The organism is Emticicia sp. W12TSBA100-4 (genome assembly GCF_040253585.1).
In the GTDB taxonomy this organism is placed as follows: domain Bacteria; phylum Bacteroidota; class Bacteroidia; order Cytophagales; family Spirosomataceae; genus Emticicia.
In genome coordinates, this window is the sequence record NZ_JBELAU010000013.1 from 81023 (window position 1) to 96444 (window position 15422).

General features: G+C 38.2%; 16 protein-coding genes. 13 read left to right on the forward strand and 3 right to left on the reverse strand.

The features are described 5' to 3' along the window. Positions 1 to 32 precede the first annotated feature (32 nt). Positions 33 to 983, reverse strand: coding sequence for an alpha/beta hydrolase fold domain-containing protein (locus ABR854_RS19540; protein ID WP_350267535.1), 951 nt, complete (start codon positions 981 to 983; stop codon positions 33 to 35). A 404-nt stretch (positions 984 to 1387) separates the two neighbouring features. Here ABR854_RS19540 and ABR854_RS19545 point away from each other — a divergent pair, with 404 nt between their 5' ends. The 3 genes from ABR854_RS19545 (at position 1388) to ABR854_RS19555 (ending at position 4147) form a co-directional block, all read left to right on the forward strand. Beyond that, the gene (locus tag ABR854_RS19545) at positions 1388 to 2701 is read left to right on the forward strand and encodes a M20/M25/M40 family metallo-hydrolase (protein WP_350267536.1); all 1314 of its coding nucleotides are present in this window, start codon (positions 1388 to 1390) and stop codon (positions 2699 to 2701) included. Between the two features lie 132 nt (positions 2702 to 2833). Then, the gene (locus ABR854_RS19550; RefSeq protein WP_350267537.1) at positions 2834 to 3379 is read left to right on the forward strand and encodes a hypothetical protein; all 546 of its coding nucleotides are present in this window, start codon (positions 2834 to 2836) and stop codon (positions 3377 to 3379) included. 165 nt (positions 3380 to 3544) lie between these two features. Beyond that, the gene (locus tag ABR854_RS19555; protein ID WP_350267538.1) at positions 3545 to 4147 is read left to right on the forward strand and encodes a hypothetical protein; all 603 of its coding nucleotides are present in this window, start codon (positions 3545 to 3547) and stop codon (positions 4145 to 4147) included. 5 nt (positions 4148 to 4152) lie between these two features. Here ABR854_RS19555 and ABR854_RS19560 read toward each other — a convergent pair whose 3' ends face one another. After that, the gene (locus ABR854_RS19560) at positions 4153 to 5076 is read right to left on the reverse strand and encodes a winged helix-turn-helix domain-containing protein (protein WP_350267539.1); all 924 of its coding nucleotides are present in this window, start codon (positions 5074 to 5076) and stop codon (positions 4153 to 4155) included. A 158-nt stretch (positions 5077 to 5234) separates the two neighbouring features. Between ABR854_RS19560 and ABR854_RS19565 the strand changes: the two genes are divergently transcribed. The 4 genes from ABR854_RS19565 to arr all read left to right on the forward strand — a co-directional run bounded on the left by ABR854_RS19565 (position 5235) and on the right by arr (position 8611). After that, positions 5235 to 5777, forward strand: coding sequence for a hypothetical protein (locus ABR854_RS19565; RefSeq protein WP_350267540.1), 543 nt, complete (start codon positions 5235 to 5237; stop codon positions 5775 to 5777). 12 nt (positions 5778 to 5789) lie between these two features. After that, entirely contained in the window at positions 5790 to 6872 is a 1083-nt protein-coding gene (locus ABR854_RS19570; RefSeq protein ID WP_350267541.1) for a ligand-binding sensor domain-containing protein, read from the forward strand. A 34-nt stretch (positions 6873 to 6906) separates the two neighbouring features. After that, on the forward strand, positions 6907 to 8043 hold the full coding sequence (locus tag ABR854_RS19575; protein ID WP_350267542.1) for a ligand-binding sensor domain-containing protein: 1137 nt from the start codon (positions 6907 to 6909) through the stop codon (positions 8041 to 8043). Between the two features lie 151 nt (positions 8044 to 8194). Further along, positions 8195 to 8611 carry an NAD(+)--rifampin ADP-ribosyltransferase gene (gene arr / locus ABR854_RS19580; protein ID WP_350267543.1) on the forward strand — a complete coding sequence of 139 codons (417 nt, stop codon included), beginning with the start codon at positions 8195 to 8197 and terminating at the stop codon, positions 8609 to 8611. 74 nt (positions 8612 to 8685) lie between these two features. On the opposite strand, the gene ABR854_RS19585 is transcribed toward arr, so the two are convergent. Continuing rightward, the gene (locus ABR854_RS19585; RefSeq protein WP_350267544.1) at positions 8686 to 10575 is read right to left on the reverse strand and encodes a peptidase U32 family protein; all 1890 of its coding nucleotides are present in this window, start codon (positions 10573 to 10575) and stop codon (positions 8686 to 8688) included. Positions 10576 to 10740: 165 nt separating this feature from the next. Between ABR854_RS19585 and ABR854_RS19590 the strand changes: the two genes are divergently transcribed. The 6 genes from ABR854_RS19590 to ABR854_RS19615 all read left to right on the forward strand — a co-directional run bounded on the left by ABR854_RS19590 (position 10741) and on the right by ABR854_RS19615 (position 15417). Continuing rightward, a complete protein-coding gene (locus ABR854_RS19590; protein WP_350267545.1) occupies positions 10741 to 10986 on the forward strand; it encodes a hypothetical protein in 246 nt (81 codons plus the stop codon). A gap of 104 nt (positions 10987 to 11090) precedes the next feature. Next, complete coding sequence (locus ABR854_RS19595) at positions 11091 to 11456, forward strand: iron chaperone (RefSeq protein ID WP_350267546.1); 366 nt, start codon at positions 11091 to 11093, stop codon at positions 11454 to 11456. A 70-nt stretch (positions 11457 to 11526) separates the two neighbouring features. Further along, positions 11527 to 12351: an SGNH/GDSL hydrolase family protein gene (locus ABR854_RS19600; protein ID WP_350267547.1), complete on the forward strand. Its 825-nt coding sequence runs from the start codon at positions 11527 to 11529 to the stop codon at positions 12349 to 12351. A 148-nt stretch (positions 12352 to 12499) separates the two neighbouring features. Then, positions 12500 to 12931 carry a MarR family winged helix-turn-helix transcriptional regulator gene (locus tag ABR854_RS19605; protein WP_350267548.1) on the forward strand — a complete coding sequence of 144 codons (432 nt, stop codon included), beginning with the start codon at positions 12500 to 12502 and terminating at the stop codon, positions 12929 to 12931. A 77-nt stretch (positions 12932 to 13008) separates the two neighbouring features. Beyond that, positions 13009 to 14349, forward strand: a complete 1341-nt coding sequence (locus tag ABR854_RS19610; protein ID WP_350267549.1) for a TolC family protein — start codon at positions 13009 to 13011, stop codon at positions 14347 to 14349. A gap of 12 nt (positions 14350 to 14361) precedes the next feature. Next, positions 14362 to 15417, forward strand: a complete 1056-nt coding sequence (locus ABR854_RS19615) for an efflux RND transporter periplasmic adaptor subunit (RefSeq protein ID WP_350267550.1) — start codon at positions 14362 to 14364, stop codon at positions 15415 to 15417. Positions 15418 to 15422 lie beyond the last annotated feature (5 nt).

Sequence of the window (15422 nt, forward strand, 5' to 3'; positions counted from 1 at the left end):
ATAAGGGATTTTTTATAATCTTAATCAGACGCTTACATATACTTGTCAATAAAACTAATCGTAAAATCTAATGTTTCTGGCAAAACTGACCACTCATGCCCTTGGTCTTGATAAATTTTATATTCATGCGGAACCTTCAAATCTATGAGCTTATTATTAAAAGCGGTCCCCTGAGCCATTGGAACAACCGTGTCTTTTCCACCATAAAAAACTATTGTAGGCGTAGCATTACTTTTAACCTGAAAATAAGGACTTGCATTTTTGTATTCTTCAAGATTTCCCTCAAATGGCTTACCAACGAGCTTCGTAATATCAGTATCCATACGGCCTTGTCTGATATCGGGAGTAGTTAAATCTGCTGGTGGAACAATCCCTCCAACTGCTTTTACTGCACCATTAGAATTTGAAGTATATGAATACAACAATGCCAAATGTCCACCTGCACTAATACCCATCAAGAAAAATTTGGGGTCGATGTTCAGACTACCTGCTTCACCCGAAAGCTTATTGATAATTGCTCGTATATCATCCAATTGCTCACGGTAAGTAACTCCTGATTTAAAAGTTAATCTATAATTGGCATTAACGATAGCACATCTCAAGTTTTTTTGTTTGAGGTATTCGACCATCGGTAAAATAAAACTTTTATCTCCTTCACTCCAGTTTCCACCATGAAAAAGTACAATTACAGGTACTTTTGTCTGAGCTCCACCTTCTGTTATTTTTGGTAGATACAAATCATATTTTTGAAGTTCATCTGAGCCATAAGCAATATCTTTTCTTTCTTCGTACGTATATTTTGTATTCCCTACTATCTCAGAATCTTCTTCCTTAGGAGGTGTAGTATTCTCGGGCGGTGTAGAGTTTTTGGAAGAAGACGGTGTTGTTAATGGATTCTGCAAAGGTGTTATCTCAGCTTTTTCGTTTAGGAGGTTACACGACTGCATCATAACCAAGATTCCTAATAAATATATAGTTTTCATTGTAGTAACTGTTTAAATGTATGTTGAATAAGACTTATAAGATTTAGTTTATAAATCGTTGTTATTCAATAACTTAAAAATCATATACCAGCCTACCTAATTTTATTTCTAATTGAAATTTTCTAATGATTGGGTAAAATTTTCCACAAAATGTATGATAGATAAAACCTTATTTAAGCTAAAACCTTAGTTTGAAAGGATTACACTTATGTACTATAAATTTTTGCTGAAAACTTACAGGCCGAGTCTATCGAAAGAGATTACTTTAGGACTGAATTTCTCGGTTAAGTTGAATATGTATTCAATCTTTTTAAAGCAACACCGCCATCAAAAAGCGAAATTCCTAACAACTACTTGCTGAAAAATCACTAAATTGGCGTTCACTTTCAATAAACTAAACATCTATGAAAATATCTTTAAGTATAAGCATTATTTTGTGTGTATTCTTTGCCTCGTTCGAGAACGCCTTTTCGCAAGAAGATGAAGCGGGTAAAGCAGGCAAAATTGCTCCTGAGTATCAGAAAGAAATTGCCCAATTGGCTCAAAATAAGCAAATTCAAGCAGCGTTTCAGGTTATTTTATCGGAAAACAAGCGAAACCGAGAAGACCTAATTATGCTCAACGAAATTCCTGCTCCGCCATATAAGGAAGAAAAAAGAGCGGCTCGATTTGCGGCCATGCTCAAAGAAGCAGGAGCAGATTCGGTCTGGATTGATAAAGTTGGCAATGTGATTGCCCTCCGCAAAGGTAAAAACCCTAACCGTTGCGTAGGTTTTGATGCTCACCTCGACACCGTTTTTCCCATCGAAACCGATGTAAAAGTAAAATTCAAAGGCGATACACTTTACGCCCCTGGCATTGGCGATAATACTCGTGGTTTGATTTTACTGCCTTCTATTTTAAGAGCCATGGAGGCCGCAAAAATCGAAACTCAAGCAGATGTTTTATTTATAGGAACTGTCGGTGAAGAAGGATTGGGTGATTTACGTGGCGTGAAATATCTGTTCAATGGCGAAGGCCGAAAAATAGATTCTTGGATTGCGGTCGATGGCGGAGATATTAGCCGAGTAAACACAATGGGACTTGGTTCGTACCGCTATCGAATAACCTTCCGTGGGCCGGGTGGACACTCGTGGGGAGCATTCGGTTTGGCCAATCCTCAGCATGCTTTGGGTTCGGCTATTCATTATTTCTCTACGGCAGCCGATAAATACACCAAATCGGGTGCCAGAACGAGCTACAATGTGGGGCGTATCGGTGGTGGAACATCGGTCAATTCGATTGCTTTTGAATCTTGGATGGAAATTGATATGCGTTCGGAGTTTCCCGATAACCTCAACCAAGTCGATGCTATTTTGAAGGCTTCGGTAAAAAAAGCCCTCGACGAACACAACGCCATGAAACGCATGGGGCCAGCCCTCACGGTGGATATTGTAAAAATCGGCGACCGTCCATCGGGCGAATTACCCGAAAATCTTCCGTTGATTCAAAAAACTATGGCAGTTTCTTCGTTTTTTGGCGAAACGCCACAAATAACTCGTGGTTCAACCAACTCAAATATTCCGATTTCAAAAGGTATTCCAGCCGTTACGATTGGCCGAGGCGGCAAAAGCGGAAACGCTCACTCGCTCAACGAATGGTGGTACGACTTTGAAGGACACAAAGCCATTCAAGCAGCTTTACTTACTTTAGTTGCCGAAGCTGGTTTGGCGAAATAAAATTTTAAATAGCAATCCATTCGTTGAAATTTTCAGCAAATGGATTGCCAAATTTTCCTCATAAAACACAACAATTCATTCCATACGTATTACCAACTTTTTAACAATAAATAATTTAAATCTACCATTCAAATGAAAAAACACAACATTCTCGCAGGATTATTCCTTTTATTGTCTCTCACAACTTTTGGACAAGATTTGGCAGGCCGAAAAATCATAAACGGCTCATTATCAGCAAACATCATCAGTGGAAGTGGCCAGACAATTACTGCTTTCGGAGGGTCGCTTCTCTACGGAAAAATCAAAAATGATAACACGTATTGGGCATACGGAGGAAGCATCAATGTACTTTCGAACATTGAAGAAAGCCCCAACATGGTTATGGTTGGTCCAGCCATTGAGCGAGGGAAATTCGTAAAAATTATTGATAAACTCTACCTTGCTCCTTACATTGGTGGCTCGGTGAAAGGTGTTTTTGGCGATATAAACGGATTCAACGTAAACGCCTATGCTTCGCCACTACGGTTCATGTACCATATCACGAACCAGTTTATGGTAAGTGCGGGGTTTGGTTCGGCAAGTCTGCAATTCAATAGATTAGAAAGAACAACAGTTGTCAATCTGAATGGTTCATTGACCAATAACACAAACTTTGGCGTGTTTTATACTTTTAAATAAAAACCTACCAAATTTGGCATACCTCGGTTTCGATAATCTGAGGTGTGTCAAATTACTCCGTTAAGCGAAATGTTTATTCCGTCTGTGTATATACTCTTGCCATAAAACCCTCAAAATCATACATTTACAGCATTCGGTGAGCAATAAACCACCGAAAAAACTTAGATGCTAAAAAGACACTCGGTTCTGATAGGAATCTCTGCTTCATTATTGTTGCTATCCATCGCTATGATGGTTTACCCTGGCGGCTCAGTACTCGATAAAAATTCAGTGGGTTTCGACCTAACAAAAAACTTTATCAGTAACCTTTTTGGGGCAAAAGCTTTGAATGGCTCTGACAACCCAGCCCGATTTTGGGCCGATGCAGGAATGATTTTTCTTGCGGTAAGTTTTGCGATGTTTTTTATGCGATTTTCGGAGAAAATTCCGCAAAAAAGTGCCGCCAACGTCATAAAATATGCGGGAGCAGGCGGAATGATTTTTACATTTCTAATCGTAACGCCACTACACGACATCATGGTTACGATAGCCAGTACACTATTCCTGCTCAGCATTTTTTACATCACGGTATTTGTTCTGAAATCGAAGCTACATTTCTTCAAAATTTTGTGCGTTATCGGTATGCTGAATTTTTATTTCACTTTATATCTTTTTGGTTTTGGAGACCTTGTTTATTTGCCAACCATGCAGAAAGTCACGTATTTCAGTATGATAATCTTGGTTTTACTGCTTGACTATTTTACTACGAAACAAGATTTTGCTAAATAACATTTTTATACTTCCAGTTTGTAGCCTTTTCCGTGAATATTGGTAAGTTTTACGGCAGGGTCTTGTTCCAGTTTCTTGCGGAGTTTCGAGATAAACATATCCAGACTTCGGCCTACAATTACGCCTTCGTCTTCCCAAACTTCTTTTTGTAGGCGGTTTCGGTCAACGATTTGGTTGAGATTGCTCGCAAAAATGCTCAGTAGTTTAGCCTCTTTGATGGTTAGCGGAATTTTCTCCGATTCAAAGACTAATAATAATTCTTCGGGCAAAAACTCAAACTGTCCAATTTGAATGGTGGCTTTATTTACCGAAGGTTCTTCAATAATTTCTTTCGCAAGAAGGTCTGTTTTTCTGAATCGTTGTGCAACAAAAGCGATTAGTCCAACACCAAGCAAACCAAGCCCCAACAAGTACAGATGCTTGCTAAACCAATTTGATTCTTCAAATTTTATATTGATACAATAGCGTTTGCTTGGTTGCTGACGACCTAAACATGGCACTATACTTTTTTGATTTACGCCTAAAACTGCATAACCAAAAATTACTTTTGAGGTATTACATTCGATAACATTTACGATATAATTACGTGGTAAATCATTGCTCGAAATAACTCTATCAATGATACGCACCAACGAATCGGGCTTGAACGTAAAGCCACTTTCAAACGGAATCTCAAACTCATTTTCGCCCAAACGATTGATGGGCAACACCATTGAAGTAGTATCGCCTGTGTAACGCAGCACTCGGTTGGAAATTTCACGCATAATGATTACTTCCTTTGCGGACTCAAAATCGCTCTTATCCGACTTCTCTGCCACAAACGAAACTATCGTGAAAAGCAAACAGCTTACGATGAAAAAAGGTAGAATCTTTGATTTCATAGACAAAAATAAACAATCTGTACCACAAATAATTGCTTTTACAATCATTTTACAAGTCGTTTACAGTCTATTTACAAGGCTTTTAGCAATTTTATGCTTGCAAGCCAGTAGATTTGTCGAAAATCTGAGAGTAGCGATTCGTTGTAGGATGCTACTTAGAAAGTGAACACACGTTCGAAATAAAATTAATTAAACATACAAAAATTATGAAAAAACTCATTTATGTGCTGTTCTTACCGCTGGTTGTGGTAGGTGGACTGGTATTTGCCAATCGTGAAATTAAAAATGAAACTTCTAAAAAGGCAATCTCTAAGCCCCCCACTGCCGCTGAAATAAAAGCTGCAAGGAAACAATGGGAGGCTTCGCCAGATGGTGTAATGTACAAAAAATGGGAAGCATCTCCCGCAGGTAAAAAAGTGTATGCCAGCGAAGCAAAAATAAGAAAACAGATAAGTACTTTTACTAATATTGAGGCTGTCATAACCTCTCTTTCGCTTCCTGAAGGCTCAAGAGTAGGATTCGGAGTGATGGCCAATATTAATGGTGAGGATTTTATTCTCAGTTTTGGGCCGCTAAAATCTGATGAATTTCAACAATTAAATAGCCTGAAAGTTAACGACAAAATAATTATCAAAAGTCATTTTGTATCGCATGCACCCAAATACACCTATCCAATCATATCGGGTGACTATGTAGAACGAGATAGTAAAGTAATCTATAACCGTCCGCCTCGCAAAGGTGGTTGTTAATAAAAGAAAGAAATGATGAAATACACACAAGTGTTGGCTTTGTTTATAATAGCAGCTTTTTGCACCTCCTGTAATGGGCAAGTAAAATCAAATGCCTCGAAACCAATTCCTAAAATAATCAGAAACTTTAAGCCAGTTGGGTTAGCTCCTGATTTTGATACAACATTGGTCAGCCAATATATCCGAAGTATCTTTCAGGATTCTAAAGATAATTTATGGTTTGGTACAATAGGCGATGGAGTTGTGAAATACGATGTAAAAACTTTGAAGTACTTTTCCACCCCCGATGGTTTTTATAACCAAACTGTCTATGCTATTAATGAAGATAATGATGGAAATATGTGGTTTGGAACTGACCAAGGAGTTTATAAATATGACGGAAAAACCTTCAAAAATTATAACCAAAAAGATGGTTTGAACCATGTAGATATTACTCGAAAGGGCATTCTTGTTGATAAATCGGGCAATATTTGGGTGGGTACTCACGGAGGAGTTTACCGATATGACCCCGTAGCAGATAACGAAGGCCGAAAAAGTTTTTCATTGTTTAAAGAGCTGCTTCCACCCATGAATGTTGCGGGCATTATGGAAGATAAAGATGGAAACATTTGGTTTGCGTCGTCAGATAAAGGTGTCTTTCGATATAACCCTTCAGAAGGAGAAAAAAGCCTTGTAAATTTCAATGAAACAGAAAAATTGGGAGAAAACTATGCTGGTGGTTTATCACAAGATAAAGCAGGAAATATCTGGTTTACGATGAAAAACGGCATTTGTAAATATGACCCATCGGGCAAAACTTTCACGGAGTACACTGCCAAAGATGGCTTAGGAGGCACCGAATTTTGGGGAATCTACATCGAAGAATCAGGCATTATTTGGATTACAGCACGAGGTAGCACCACCAGATTCGACCCGTCGATTCCGTTACCAAACCCGAAAGCCTTTAAGGTTTTCACGCCAGCCGATGGTCTGAATTGTTGTGTGCAAAGTATGTTTCAAGATAAAGATGGAAATATGTGGTGGGGAGCAGGGCAAGGACTTTACAGATTTAATGGCACTCGTTTCTATCAAGTCAAGCAAAATGGTCCGTGGTAAAACAAAAATATGAAAATTATAAACGCTTAAAAATATGAAAATCTATTCGCTCATAATAGCATTGTTGTTGTTGCAAGGTTGCCACAGCAAGGCTCAAAATCAGGTATCTCATCCAAAACTTATCATTCCGTCAGGTACGAATCAATACGCATTTATTAGAAGCAGCTTGCAAGATAAATCGGGCAATATGTGGTTTGCTACGTCGGGAGCAGGTGTGTATCGCTATGATGGAAAAGGCTTTGTAAATTTTACGATGAAAGACGGCCTCAATAGCAATATCGTTCAGTGCATCATGGAAGATTTTAAGGGAAATATTTGGGTTGGAACAAAAGACGGTGTTTGCAGATTTGATGGGAAGAAATTTAAAGATTTCGCTCTTCCATGGACTCGAACGCCAATTATGAGTCCGTTTTTTCGTCAAGCTGCTCCACAGAAAGGTTGTTTACCTCCGCAAAACAAAACCGTGCTAAGTATGCTACAAGATAAAATGGGCAATATTTGGTTCGGAACGCAAGATGAAGGCGTATTTCAATACAACGGTAAAACGTTTAATCATTTTTTACAAAACGAAGGCCCACTTTCCAGCGATGGTTTTCACCATGTAGCAATTTATAGTATCTATCAAGAAAAATCAGGTAATATCTGGTTTGGGTCGTATCGCTATGATGGCAAAAGTTTCAAGAATTTCCCACAAGAAGAAAACACAACGAAGGCCTCAGATACGATAGTGAAAAGTTTCAAAGATATGCTCGAACAAAAAAGTATGTATAGCTCGGCAAATATAGTTGTGGAGGATAAAAAAGGCGACCTTTGGTTTAGTCATGCCTGTCGCTATGGAATAACTAAATATGATGGCAAAACACTTACAAATTTTACAGATAAAGATGGTTTCTGCGATAATATCATTAGAGCAATGGCTGCCGATAAAGAAGGAAATATTTGGATTGGCAGTATCAGAAAAGATGCCAAAGGAATTAAGGAAGGTTGTATAAGTATCTACGATGGTAAGAATTTCAGAGCATTTCCGACTGAGAAATTGAGTAATAGTGCCATCGAAAGCCTTTTTGTAGATAAAGATAATAATATTTGGATAGGGACTCGTGAAGTTGGCCTTTACCGCTATGATGGCAAAACGCTTACGGCTTTTACCGAAAAGCCTGTCAATAACTAAGCTTTGAACGGCACAACAATTATGAAGAAGAAAACCTCACGTAGTAGTGCTACGTGAGGTTTGTTTTTTATATTTTTGCTCTAAATTTTGAGAAAGAATATTAGATTCAAGCAAAAAATAGTAAAAAAGCAGAGAACAAGTTAACAAAAATATGAAAAACGCTACAACAGAATCAAACGTCTTAGACCGTGGCCCATTTTATCACGGCACAAAAGCTGATTTACAAATCGGTGATTTACTCACGGCGGGGTTTCGGTCGAATTATAAGCCCGAAATCATCATGAACCATATTTATTTTACTGCTCTACCCAACGGAGCGGGACTTGCGGCTGCTTTAGCACAAGGCGATGGCTCGCAGCGGGTCTATATCGTTGAACCTACGGGTGATTTTGAAAATGACCCAAATGTTACTGACAAAAAATTTCCAGGAAATCCAACTCGCTCGTTTAGAAGTAAAGCACCCTTGAAAATTGTTGGAGAAGTGACCGATTGGGTCAGGCAAACACCTGAAGAAATTGCCCGATGGAAAGACGCTCTGACTAAAAATACAGGAGAAATTATTAACTAAATTTTTGGATAGCTGTCCTATAGAAAAACCGTCTGACATCAAGTATCAGACGGTTTTTCTATTGAATCGCACAATTATTTACTAAACCAACCCAATTGCTCGTCTTCGTCTTCAAATTCTAACTCGGCATCTTTTTCCCAAATTTCCATTTCGCAAGGCTTGCAATTAAACTTCAATTTGTATTCGTTTTCACCGTGTTTGAGCGTGAGCGGTTCCACCAATTTCTCGCCCATTGTTTCACGTTGGAATCTTGCACATTTGCCCAATTCATATTTCACGCAATATTTGGTGGTCATTACTCGTGCTTTGCCTGGGTCCCATTGTAGTTCAAAAGCTTTTTCGATTTCCGTTACGCCGTGTCGTTTATAAAAGGCTCTTGCCAATTTGTTCGATACGTTGTAAGTGTAATCTAATTTTTGTACTGGATACGGGTGGTCGGTTTTCTGAATCTGGAAAGTTTCTCGGTGGTATTCTTTCACCCGAATATCAACGAGTTGCTCTAAAACTTCACGTCTGATTTCGTTTACTTTCGAGATTGGTAAAAACCAGTTTCCCGAAAATTCTACCTCAATATCATCAACAATAAATGGTGTATTGCCAGTTTTAGCTAAGTTTTTCTTGATGTTCGGAATCACCGATTCAGCAGAGTTTGCCAGCACTTTCTCGGCTTGCATACTCACCGTATTTTGGTGTCCGTCTTCGTCGATAGCTTTTAGTTGAAAACCATCGGCAGTTTCGGTAAAGTATAGTTTCACACCAATTTTTCTGACTGCACTGTTTTCTTTTTCTACCATTTTGTTGAATTCTGCATCAGAGTTTCGGTAGATAAGTGTGCCAACTGGCAACGGCTTAAAAGTATTTGGAATAACAATATTATTGAAAATGATATTAATTTGAGCTCCATCGGCTTCGCCATCAGCATTGATGAAATAAAGTCCATCACCATTGTTTAGCTTTTCGTAATTCTCTATGATATAGCCATTGGCTTTTATTTCAAGCACTTTTCCGATATACTGCCCTTGCGACTTTGGACTCTCCCAGTTTCCGATTTTCTCTTTGCGTTTGTTTACAAAATAATCGGTATAGCCACGGTTGAAACTTCTGTCCATTTCTGGCTCAAAATTATAGAAAGTTCTACCCGACGAAGCTTTTTGGTACTTTTCAGTATTCGCTTCCAAGAAAGCATCTAATTTCTTTCTCAAAAACGAAGTATTGTTTTTCACATAAACAATATCTTTCAAACGTCCTTCGATTTTGAACGAACACACTCCCGCCTCAATAAGATTAGGAAGTTGGTCGCTCAAATCTAAGTCTTTGATTGACAATAAGTGACTGTTAGCAATTAGCGTTTTGCCAGTTCCGTCAATCAACTGATAAGGCAAACGGCAGTTTTGGGCACACGAACCACGATTGGCACTACGCTCGCCACCCGCAATACTCATATAACAATTTCCACTAAACGACACACACAATGCCCCCGAAACAAAAAATTCGAGTTCAATATCGGTCGCTTCGCTAATTTCACGCACTTGGTCAAGGTTTAACTCACGAGCCAAAACCGCACGTTTCATGCCTGCATCGGCCAAAAACTTGACGTGTTTTGGGTCACGGTTGTTGGCTTGCGTACTGGCATGAATCACAATTGGCGGCAAGTCCATTTCCATAATGGCCATGTCTTGCACAATGAGGGCATCAACGCCAATGTCGTAGAGTTCATGAATCAGTTTTTTGCATTGATTCAGTTCATCATCGTACAAAATTGTATTGATAACCACAAAAACCTGTGCCTTGAATAAGTGAGCATAACGCACCATTTCGGCAATATCTTCGACCGAATTGGTGGCGTTGGTTCTTGCCCCAAACTGCGGAGCTCCGATATATACAGCATCTGCCCCAGCATTGATAGCGGCCATACCTTGAATCAGGTTTTTGGCTGGTGACAGAATTTCAATTTTCTTTCTCATACGATATTTCGTATTGATAATTTTTATTTGTTTCGAAATGAAGTACAAAAGTACGAAATACTTCACAAAAAAATGGGTTAAATATGAATTTACGACTCTATTGAAGTTATTCGACGTGATATTTTTTACTACATTTGCTAAAGTCTAAACAAACTCTAAACACTTATGAAAGAAAATCCTTATTCAAAACTCTCACTCGACGAACTTAACACTAAGGTCAAAAACCTCAAGAAAGCAACATCAATTTTTACTGGTGTACTTATGGTATTAATGTTTGCGGTTATATTTCTCGCAATCCGACAAGGTTTCAGTATGATGACTTTAGTACCAACTGCCCTTTTGCCGATGCTAATCGTCAATATTATGAGCCTAAATGCCATCCAAAAAGAAATTAAATCAAGGAAAAGTTAAGTTTTAGATAAAACTCTGTCGCAAACTCCCCCTCAAATAGTCGTTTTTACACAATCGTATATCCTGATATTTACCATAAATTTGTATAAACGAAAAACAAAAAGATGGAAAAGAAAACTTATCAGAATATCGACCAATATATTGCTGATTATAGCCCAGAAGTAGGCGAAATTCTGAACCAAATTCGTAACTGTATCAAAGAAGCTGCACCCGAAGCTCAAGAAGCCATCAGTTATAATATGCCCGCTTTCAAGCAAGGAAAAGTGCTGGTTTATTTTGCAGCTTTTAAAAATCATATTGGTTTTTATGCTCTGCCGTCGGGCAATGTCGCTTTCCAAGAAGCATTATCAAAATATAAAGTCGGAAAAGGTTCTATCCAATTTCCGTTGAGTCAGCCGATGCCTTTTGAGTTAATCAAACAAATGGTGGCTTTTAGGGTCGAAGAAGTTGAAAACGGGGCGAAGAAATAATTTCGCCTCATTCTATATCTTTTTTTAGTTTTCTGAATAGCTTTGTTTTTATAAAACTATTCAACCGAAAATGAAAAAAGTATTATTTCTTAGCCTGATTATTGTCGGCTTTTTATCTTTCAAACCCAAAGAAATCACGTGGGTTGCCATCGGCGACTCAATTACGTATCTCAACGACCACCCCGAACAAACGGGAAACCGAGTAGCAAAAGGCTACATGACAAGGGTAACGGAGAAACTCCCGCACATCAAATTTATCAATCAAGGACATAATGGCTGGACTTCGGGCGGAATTGCCGAAAAAATCAATGAACTTGGCTTGGTTTCGGCCGATGTCTATTCGGTGTTTCTCGGCACAAACGATTGGTGGAGAGGTCGTCCGCTCGGCAAACTCGAAGATTATCAGAATAATACTGGTAATAATACGGTTCATGGCTCATTCAGAATCATTATTGATAAATTAAAAAGCTTGAATCCGAATGCCAAAATTATCTTAATTACGCCTCTTCAGCGTGGCGACTTTGTATATATCGCCAATGCTAAAAACAATGCTTACGGCTCTTACAAACCTAAAAATGAGCAGAATTTGGCACAATTTGCTGAAGCAGTGGTCAATATTGCGAAAATCGAAAACATTCCTGTGATTGACCTTTTCAATAAAAGTGGGATTACACAAAAAAATATGGTCAACTTCAAACGATTGAAAGACCCAAAAACTGGCGAATACAAAAACTTTAAATATCCAGCTTATATTGATGTACCTTTCAACCCCGAAAAAGACGAATACCCCTACCCTACTGAGTCAATCAATATGACTTACGATGGCCTGCACCCTGCCGATAAAGGAAATGCCGTTATTGCAAAAATGCTGGTAAAAGTAATGAAGAAGTTTTGAGTCGGATTTATCGTTACTTCCATACCTAAACAGCTTACTTTTAAGGGGGTTGAGTTGTGTCTTCAAAATTTTTCAAAAAAAATATAATCCATGAAACTTTTTTGAAACACATATAGTTGACTAATCAACTATATCAATATCAACGTTAATGGAATTAGACAAAGATTCTCTTCAATTTATATTTGCAAGCACGATTAGGGCTTTGCACAAGTTTTCTGCGGTCGAGTTTGAGAAACATGGTCTTGCTCTTTCGCCCGAACAATTTCATTTGCTTAAAATCATTTCATCAAAAGAAGACTCGATTCAGTCAGAATTAGCCGAAATTCTGCAACTTGACAAATCTGGAATTATGCGTCATATCGACCAAATGGAGACAAAAGGATTTGTTTTGCGAGTAAATGATGCCATTGACCGCCGAAAAAAATACATCATCGCAACCGAAGCTGGTGAAACAGAGCTGGAAAGATGTAAAGCAGTACTTTCACAATTTGGAGATGTGATTTTGAAAGGAATTTCGGACGCCGAAATATTGGTTTTCAGACAAGTATTATCAAAACTAAAAGAAAACGCTGAAAGATAAATTTTTTACCCAAATAGTTGACAAGTCAACTATATTAAAATCAACTTTTTATAAGAATAATTCAATTTAGATAACACATGAAAAAAACAAGTTTTTGGGTTTATGTGATTTTGCAAGTCAGTACCATTGCAGCTTTTGGGCAGCAGGCAACTACGCCTTTTTCGCTGAAAAGTTGTATTGATTTTGCACTTAAAAATCATTTAAGCAATACCATTGCCAATAACGAAATTTTGGCGGCCAAAGAAAAAGAAAAAGAAGCATTGTCGGGGTACTTGCCACAGATAAACACCAATATTACATTCGATGACAACCTCAAGCGTCAAGTTTCGGTGATTCCAGCGGGAGCCTTTAGTCCGAACGAAATTCGTGTGCAGTTTGGTAATCAATATAATACAAACGCAACCGCCCAACTCGACCAAGTGATTTATGATAAATCAATGTTGTTGGGCTTGAAAGCAGCCGAACCCAATAATCAGTTGGCAGCTCTGAGAAAAGAACAAACGCAGGATAATCTAATTTACAACACTGCAAGTGCTTACTTCCAAGTGTTGGTTTATGTAGAACAAGAAAAAATTACGCTTGAAAATGAGAAAAAATACCGTGAATTACTCGATATTTTAAAACTAAGACTCGATAAAGGTGTAATAAAGAAAACCGAATATGACCGTACGAAATCGACGTTGAATAACATTCTTTCACAAAAATCAATCATTCAAGCCAATAAAGCTGTGGCTTTGAACCGTCTGAAGAATGTAATCGGGATGTCGCTCAACGAAGATATTAGTGTTTTAGAAAACATCAATTATGAAGGTATCACGCAACTTGAAAGAGATAATTCACTTGATGTAAATGATATTTTAGATTATAAAATTCAGAGCAACAACATCCTTTTACAAGAGCTTGATGTGAAACGTAAACAAGCCGCATTTATGCCAACAGTTTCGATGTACGGTCGATATGGTGTGATGAGTTTTGGTAACGATTTTGGCAAATCATTCACCAATTGGATTGATTTTTCGTCGATTGGTTTGAAAGTAAACGTACCAATTTTTAGCGGTTATCGCAAAAATAGCCAATTGAAACAAAGCGAAATTAGCTTATTGAACGCCCGTACAAATCTGAAATTAAGTACAGAAAGCATGAACTTAGCATTTCAAAATTCAGCCTCCCTTCTACTAAAAGCACAAACTGACCTAAAAATCAACAAAGAGAATCTAACATTTGCTAAAGAAGTTTTTGAAAGCAGCAGTGTCGAATACCAAAAAGGAGTTTCGATGCTCTCCGACTTGCTCAATGCCGATTATTCTTACAAAGAAGCCCAAAGCAATTACGTGAACTCGCTCATTAATTTCTTAGGAACAAGGCTCGAATACGAAAAATCAAAAGGAAATCTAAAAAACTACATTAATCAATTTTAATAAAAAATATCAATGAAAAAGTCGCTCATTCTCACCATATCGCTCTTAGCACTGATTGGCTTCATTACATTCACGCTTGCCAAAAATAAGAAGAAAATCGAAGCAAACAAAGTAGTTGTTGACCGCTCAAAAATGCCAATTGCAGTGGCTACAACGGCAGCAGAATTTAAGGAATACGATGGTAAAGTTGTTTTACCAGCTAATCTGGAACTCAACAACGAGGCAACGATTGCCATTGGCGTACAAGGCAAAATCGAAAAGCTTTCAATCGAAGTCGGTTCGAGAGTTGCCAAAGGACAAGTAATCGGCAGCCTTGATTCAAGATTAAAAGTATTGAATTTGAAAGCTAACGAACTCACACTGAGCAAACTCGAAAGAGATTTACAACGTAACGAAGATTTATTGAAAGGTAATGCAGGTACAGAATTGAGCGTAGTAAATGGCAAATATGACATCGAAAATCTTCGTTTGCAGATGGAACAAGTGAAACAACAAATTGCTGATGGGAACATTATTTCGCCAATTAGTGGAATCGTGACTTCTCGCAAATTGATGGCGGGTGAATTTGTAAGCCCAGGAACAGTAATTGCAACCGTAGTTGATGATGTGCATTTGAAAGCCGTTGTTTTTGTAAACGAAAAAGATGTTTATCAACTTCGTTTGGGTCAGGCTGCAAACATCACGACTGATATTTTTCCGAGCAAAGCATTTACCGGAATTGTGAAATTTATCTCTCCAAAAGGCGATGAAAACCATAATTACAAAGTAGAATTACAACTGAATACCAACGCTTTACGTGCAGGAACATACGTGATGGTAGGCTTCGATTTGGGCGGAAAAGCTAAGGTTTTACAGATACCAAAACTCGCTTTGGTTGAAGGCATCAAGAACCCGTATGTGTACGTAGTGAAAAATAATACGGCAGTGATTCAGAAAATTACGGTTGGGCGTGAAATCGGTGAAAACATCGAAGTTATTGGAGGTTTACAAGCAGGTGAAGAAGTGGTAACAAGCGGCCAAATCAACTTGACCGACGGTAGCAGTATTATTAAAACATCAAATAAGTAATTAGT

Coding starts and splice junctions, on each gene's coding strand:
- ABR854_RS19540 (WP_350267535.1), bottom strand. CDS start 983: ATGAAAACTATATATTTATTAGGAATCTTGGTTATGATGCAGTCGTGT.
- ABR854_RS19545 (WP_350267536.1), top strand. CDS start 1,388: ATGAAAATATCTTTAAGTATAAGCATTATTTTGTGTGTATTCTTTGCC.
- ABR854_RS19550 (WP_350267537.1), top strand. CDS start 2,834: ATGAAAAAACACAACATTCTCGCAGGATTATTCCTTTTATTGTCTCTC.
- ABR854_RS19555 (WP_350267538.1), top strand. CDS start 3,545: ATGCTAAAAAGACACTCGGTTCTGATAGGAATCTCTGCTTCATTATTG.
- ABR854_RS19560 (WP_350267539.1), bottom strand. CDS start 5,076: ATGATTGTAAAAGCAATTATTTGTGGTACAGATTGTTTATTTTTGTCT.
- ABR854_RS19565 (WP_350267540.1), top strand. CDS start 5,235: ATGAAAAAACTCATTTATGTGCTGTTCTTACCGCTGGTTGTGGTAGGT.
- ABR854_RS19570 (WP_350267541.1), top strand. CDS start 5,790: ATGATGAAATACACACAAGTGTTGGCTTTGTTTATAATAGCAGCTTTT.
- ABR854_RS19575 (WP_350267542.1), top strand. CDS start 6,907: ATGAAAATCTATTCGCTCATAATAGCATTGTTGTTGTTGCAAGGTTGC.
- arr (WP_350267543.1), top strand. CDS start 8,195: ATGAAAAACGCTACAACAGAATCAAACGTCTTAGACCGTGGCCCATTT.
- ABR854_RS19585 (WP_350267544.1), bottom strand. CDS start 10,575: ATGAGAAAGAAAATTGAAATTCTGTCACCAGCCAAAAACCTGATTCAA.
- ABR854_RS19590 (WP_350267545.1), top strand. CDS start 10,741: ATGAAAGAAAATCCTTATTCAAAACTCTCACTCGACGAACTTAACACT.
- ABR854_RS19595 (WP_350267546.1), top strand. CDS start 11,091: ATGGAAAAGAAAACTTATCAGAATATCGACCAATATATTGCTGATTAT.
- ABR854_RS19600 (WP_350267547.1), top strand. CDS start 11,527: ATGAAAAAAGTATTATTTCTTAGCCTGATTATTGTCGGCTTTTTATCT.
- ABR854_RS19605 (WP_350267548.1), top strand. CDS start 12,500: ATGGAATTAGACAAAGATTCTCTTCAATTTATATTTGCAAGCACGATT.
- ABR854_RS19610 (WP_350267549.1), top strand. CDS start 13,009: ATGAAAAAAACAAGTTTTTGGGTTTATGTGATTTTGCAAGTCAGTACC.
- ABR854_RS19615 (WP_350267550.1), top strand. CDS start 14,362: ATGAAAAAGTCGCTCATTCTCACCATATCGCTCTTAGCACTGATTGGC.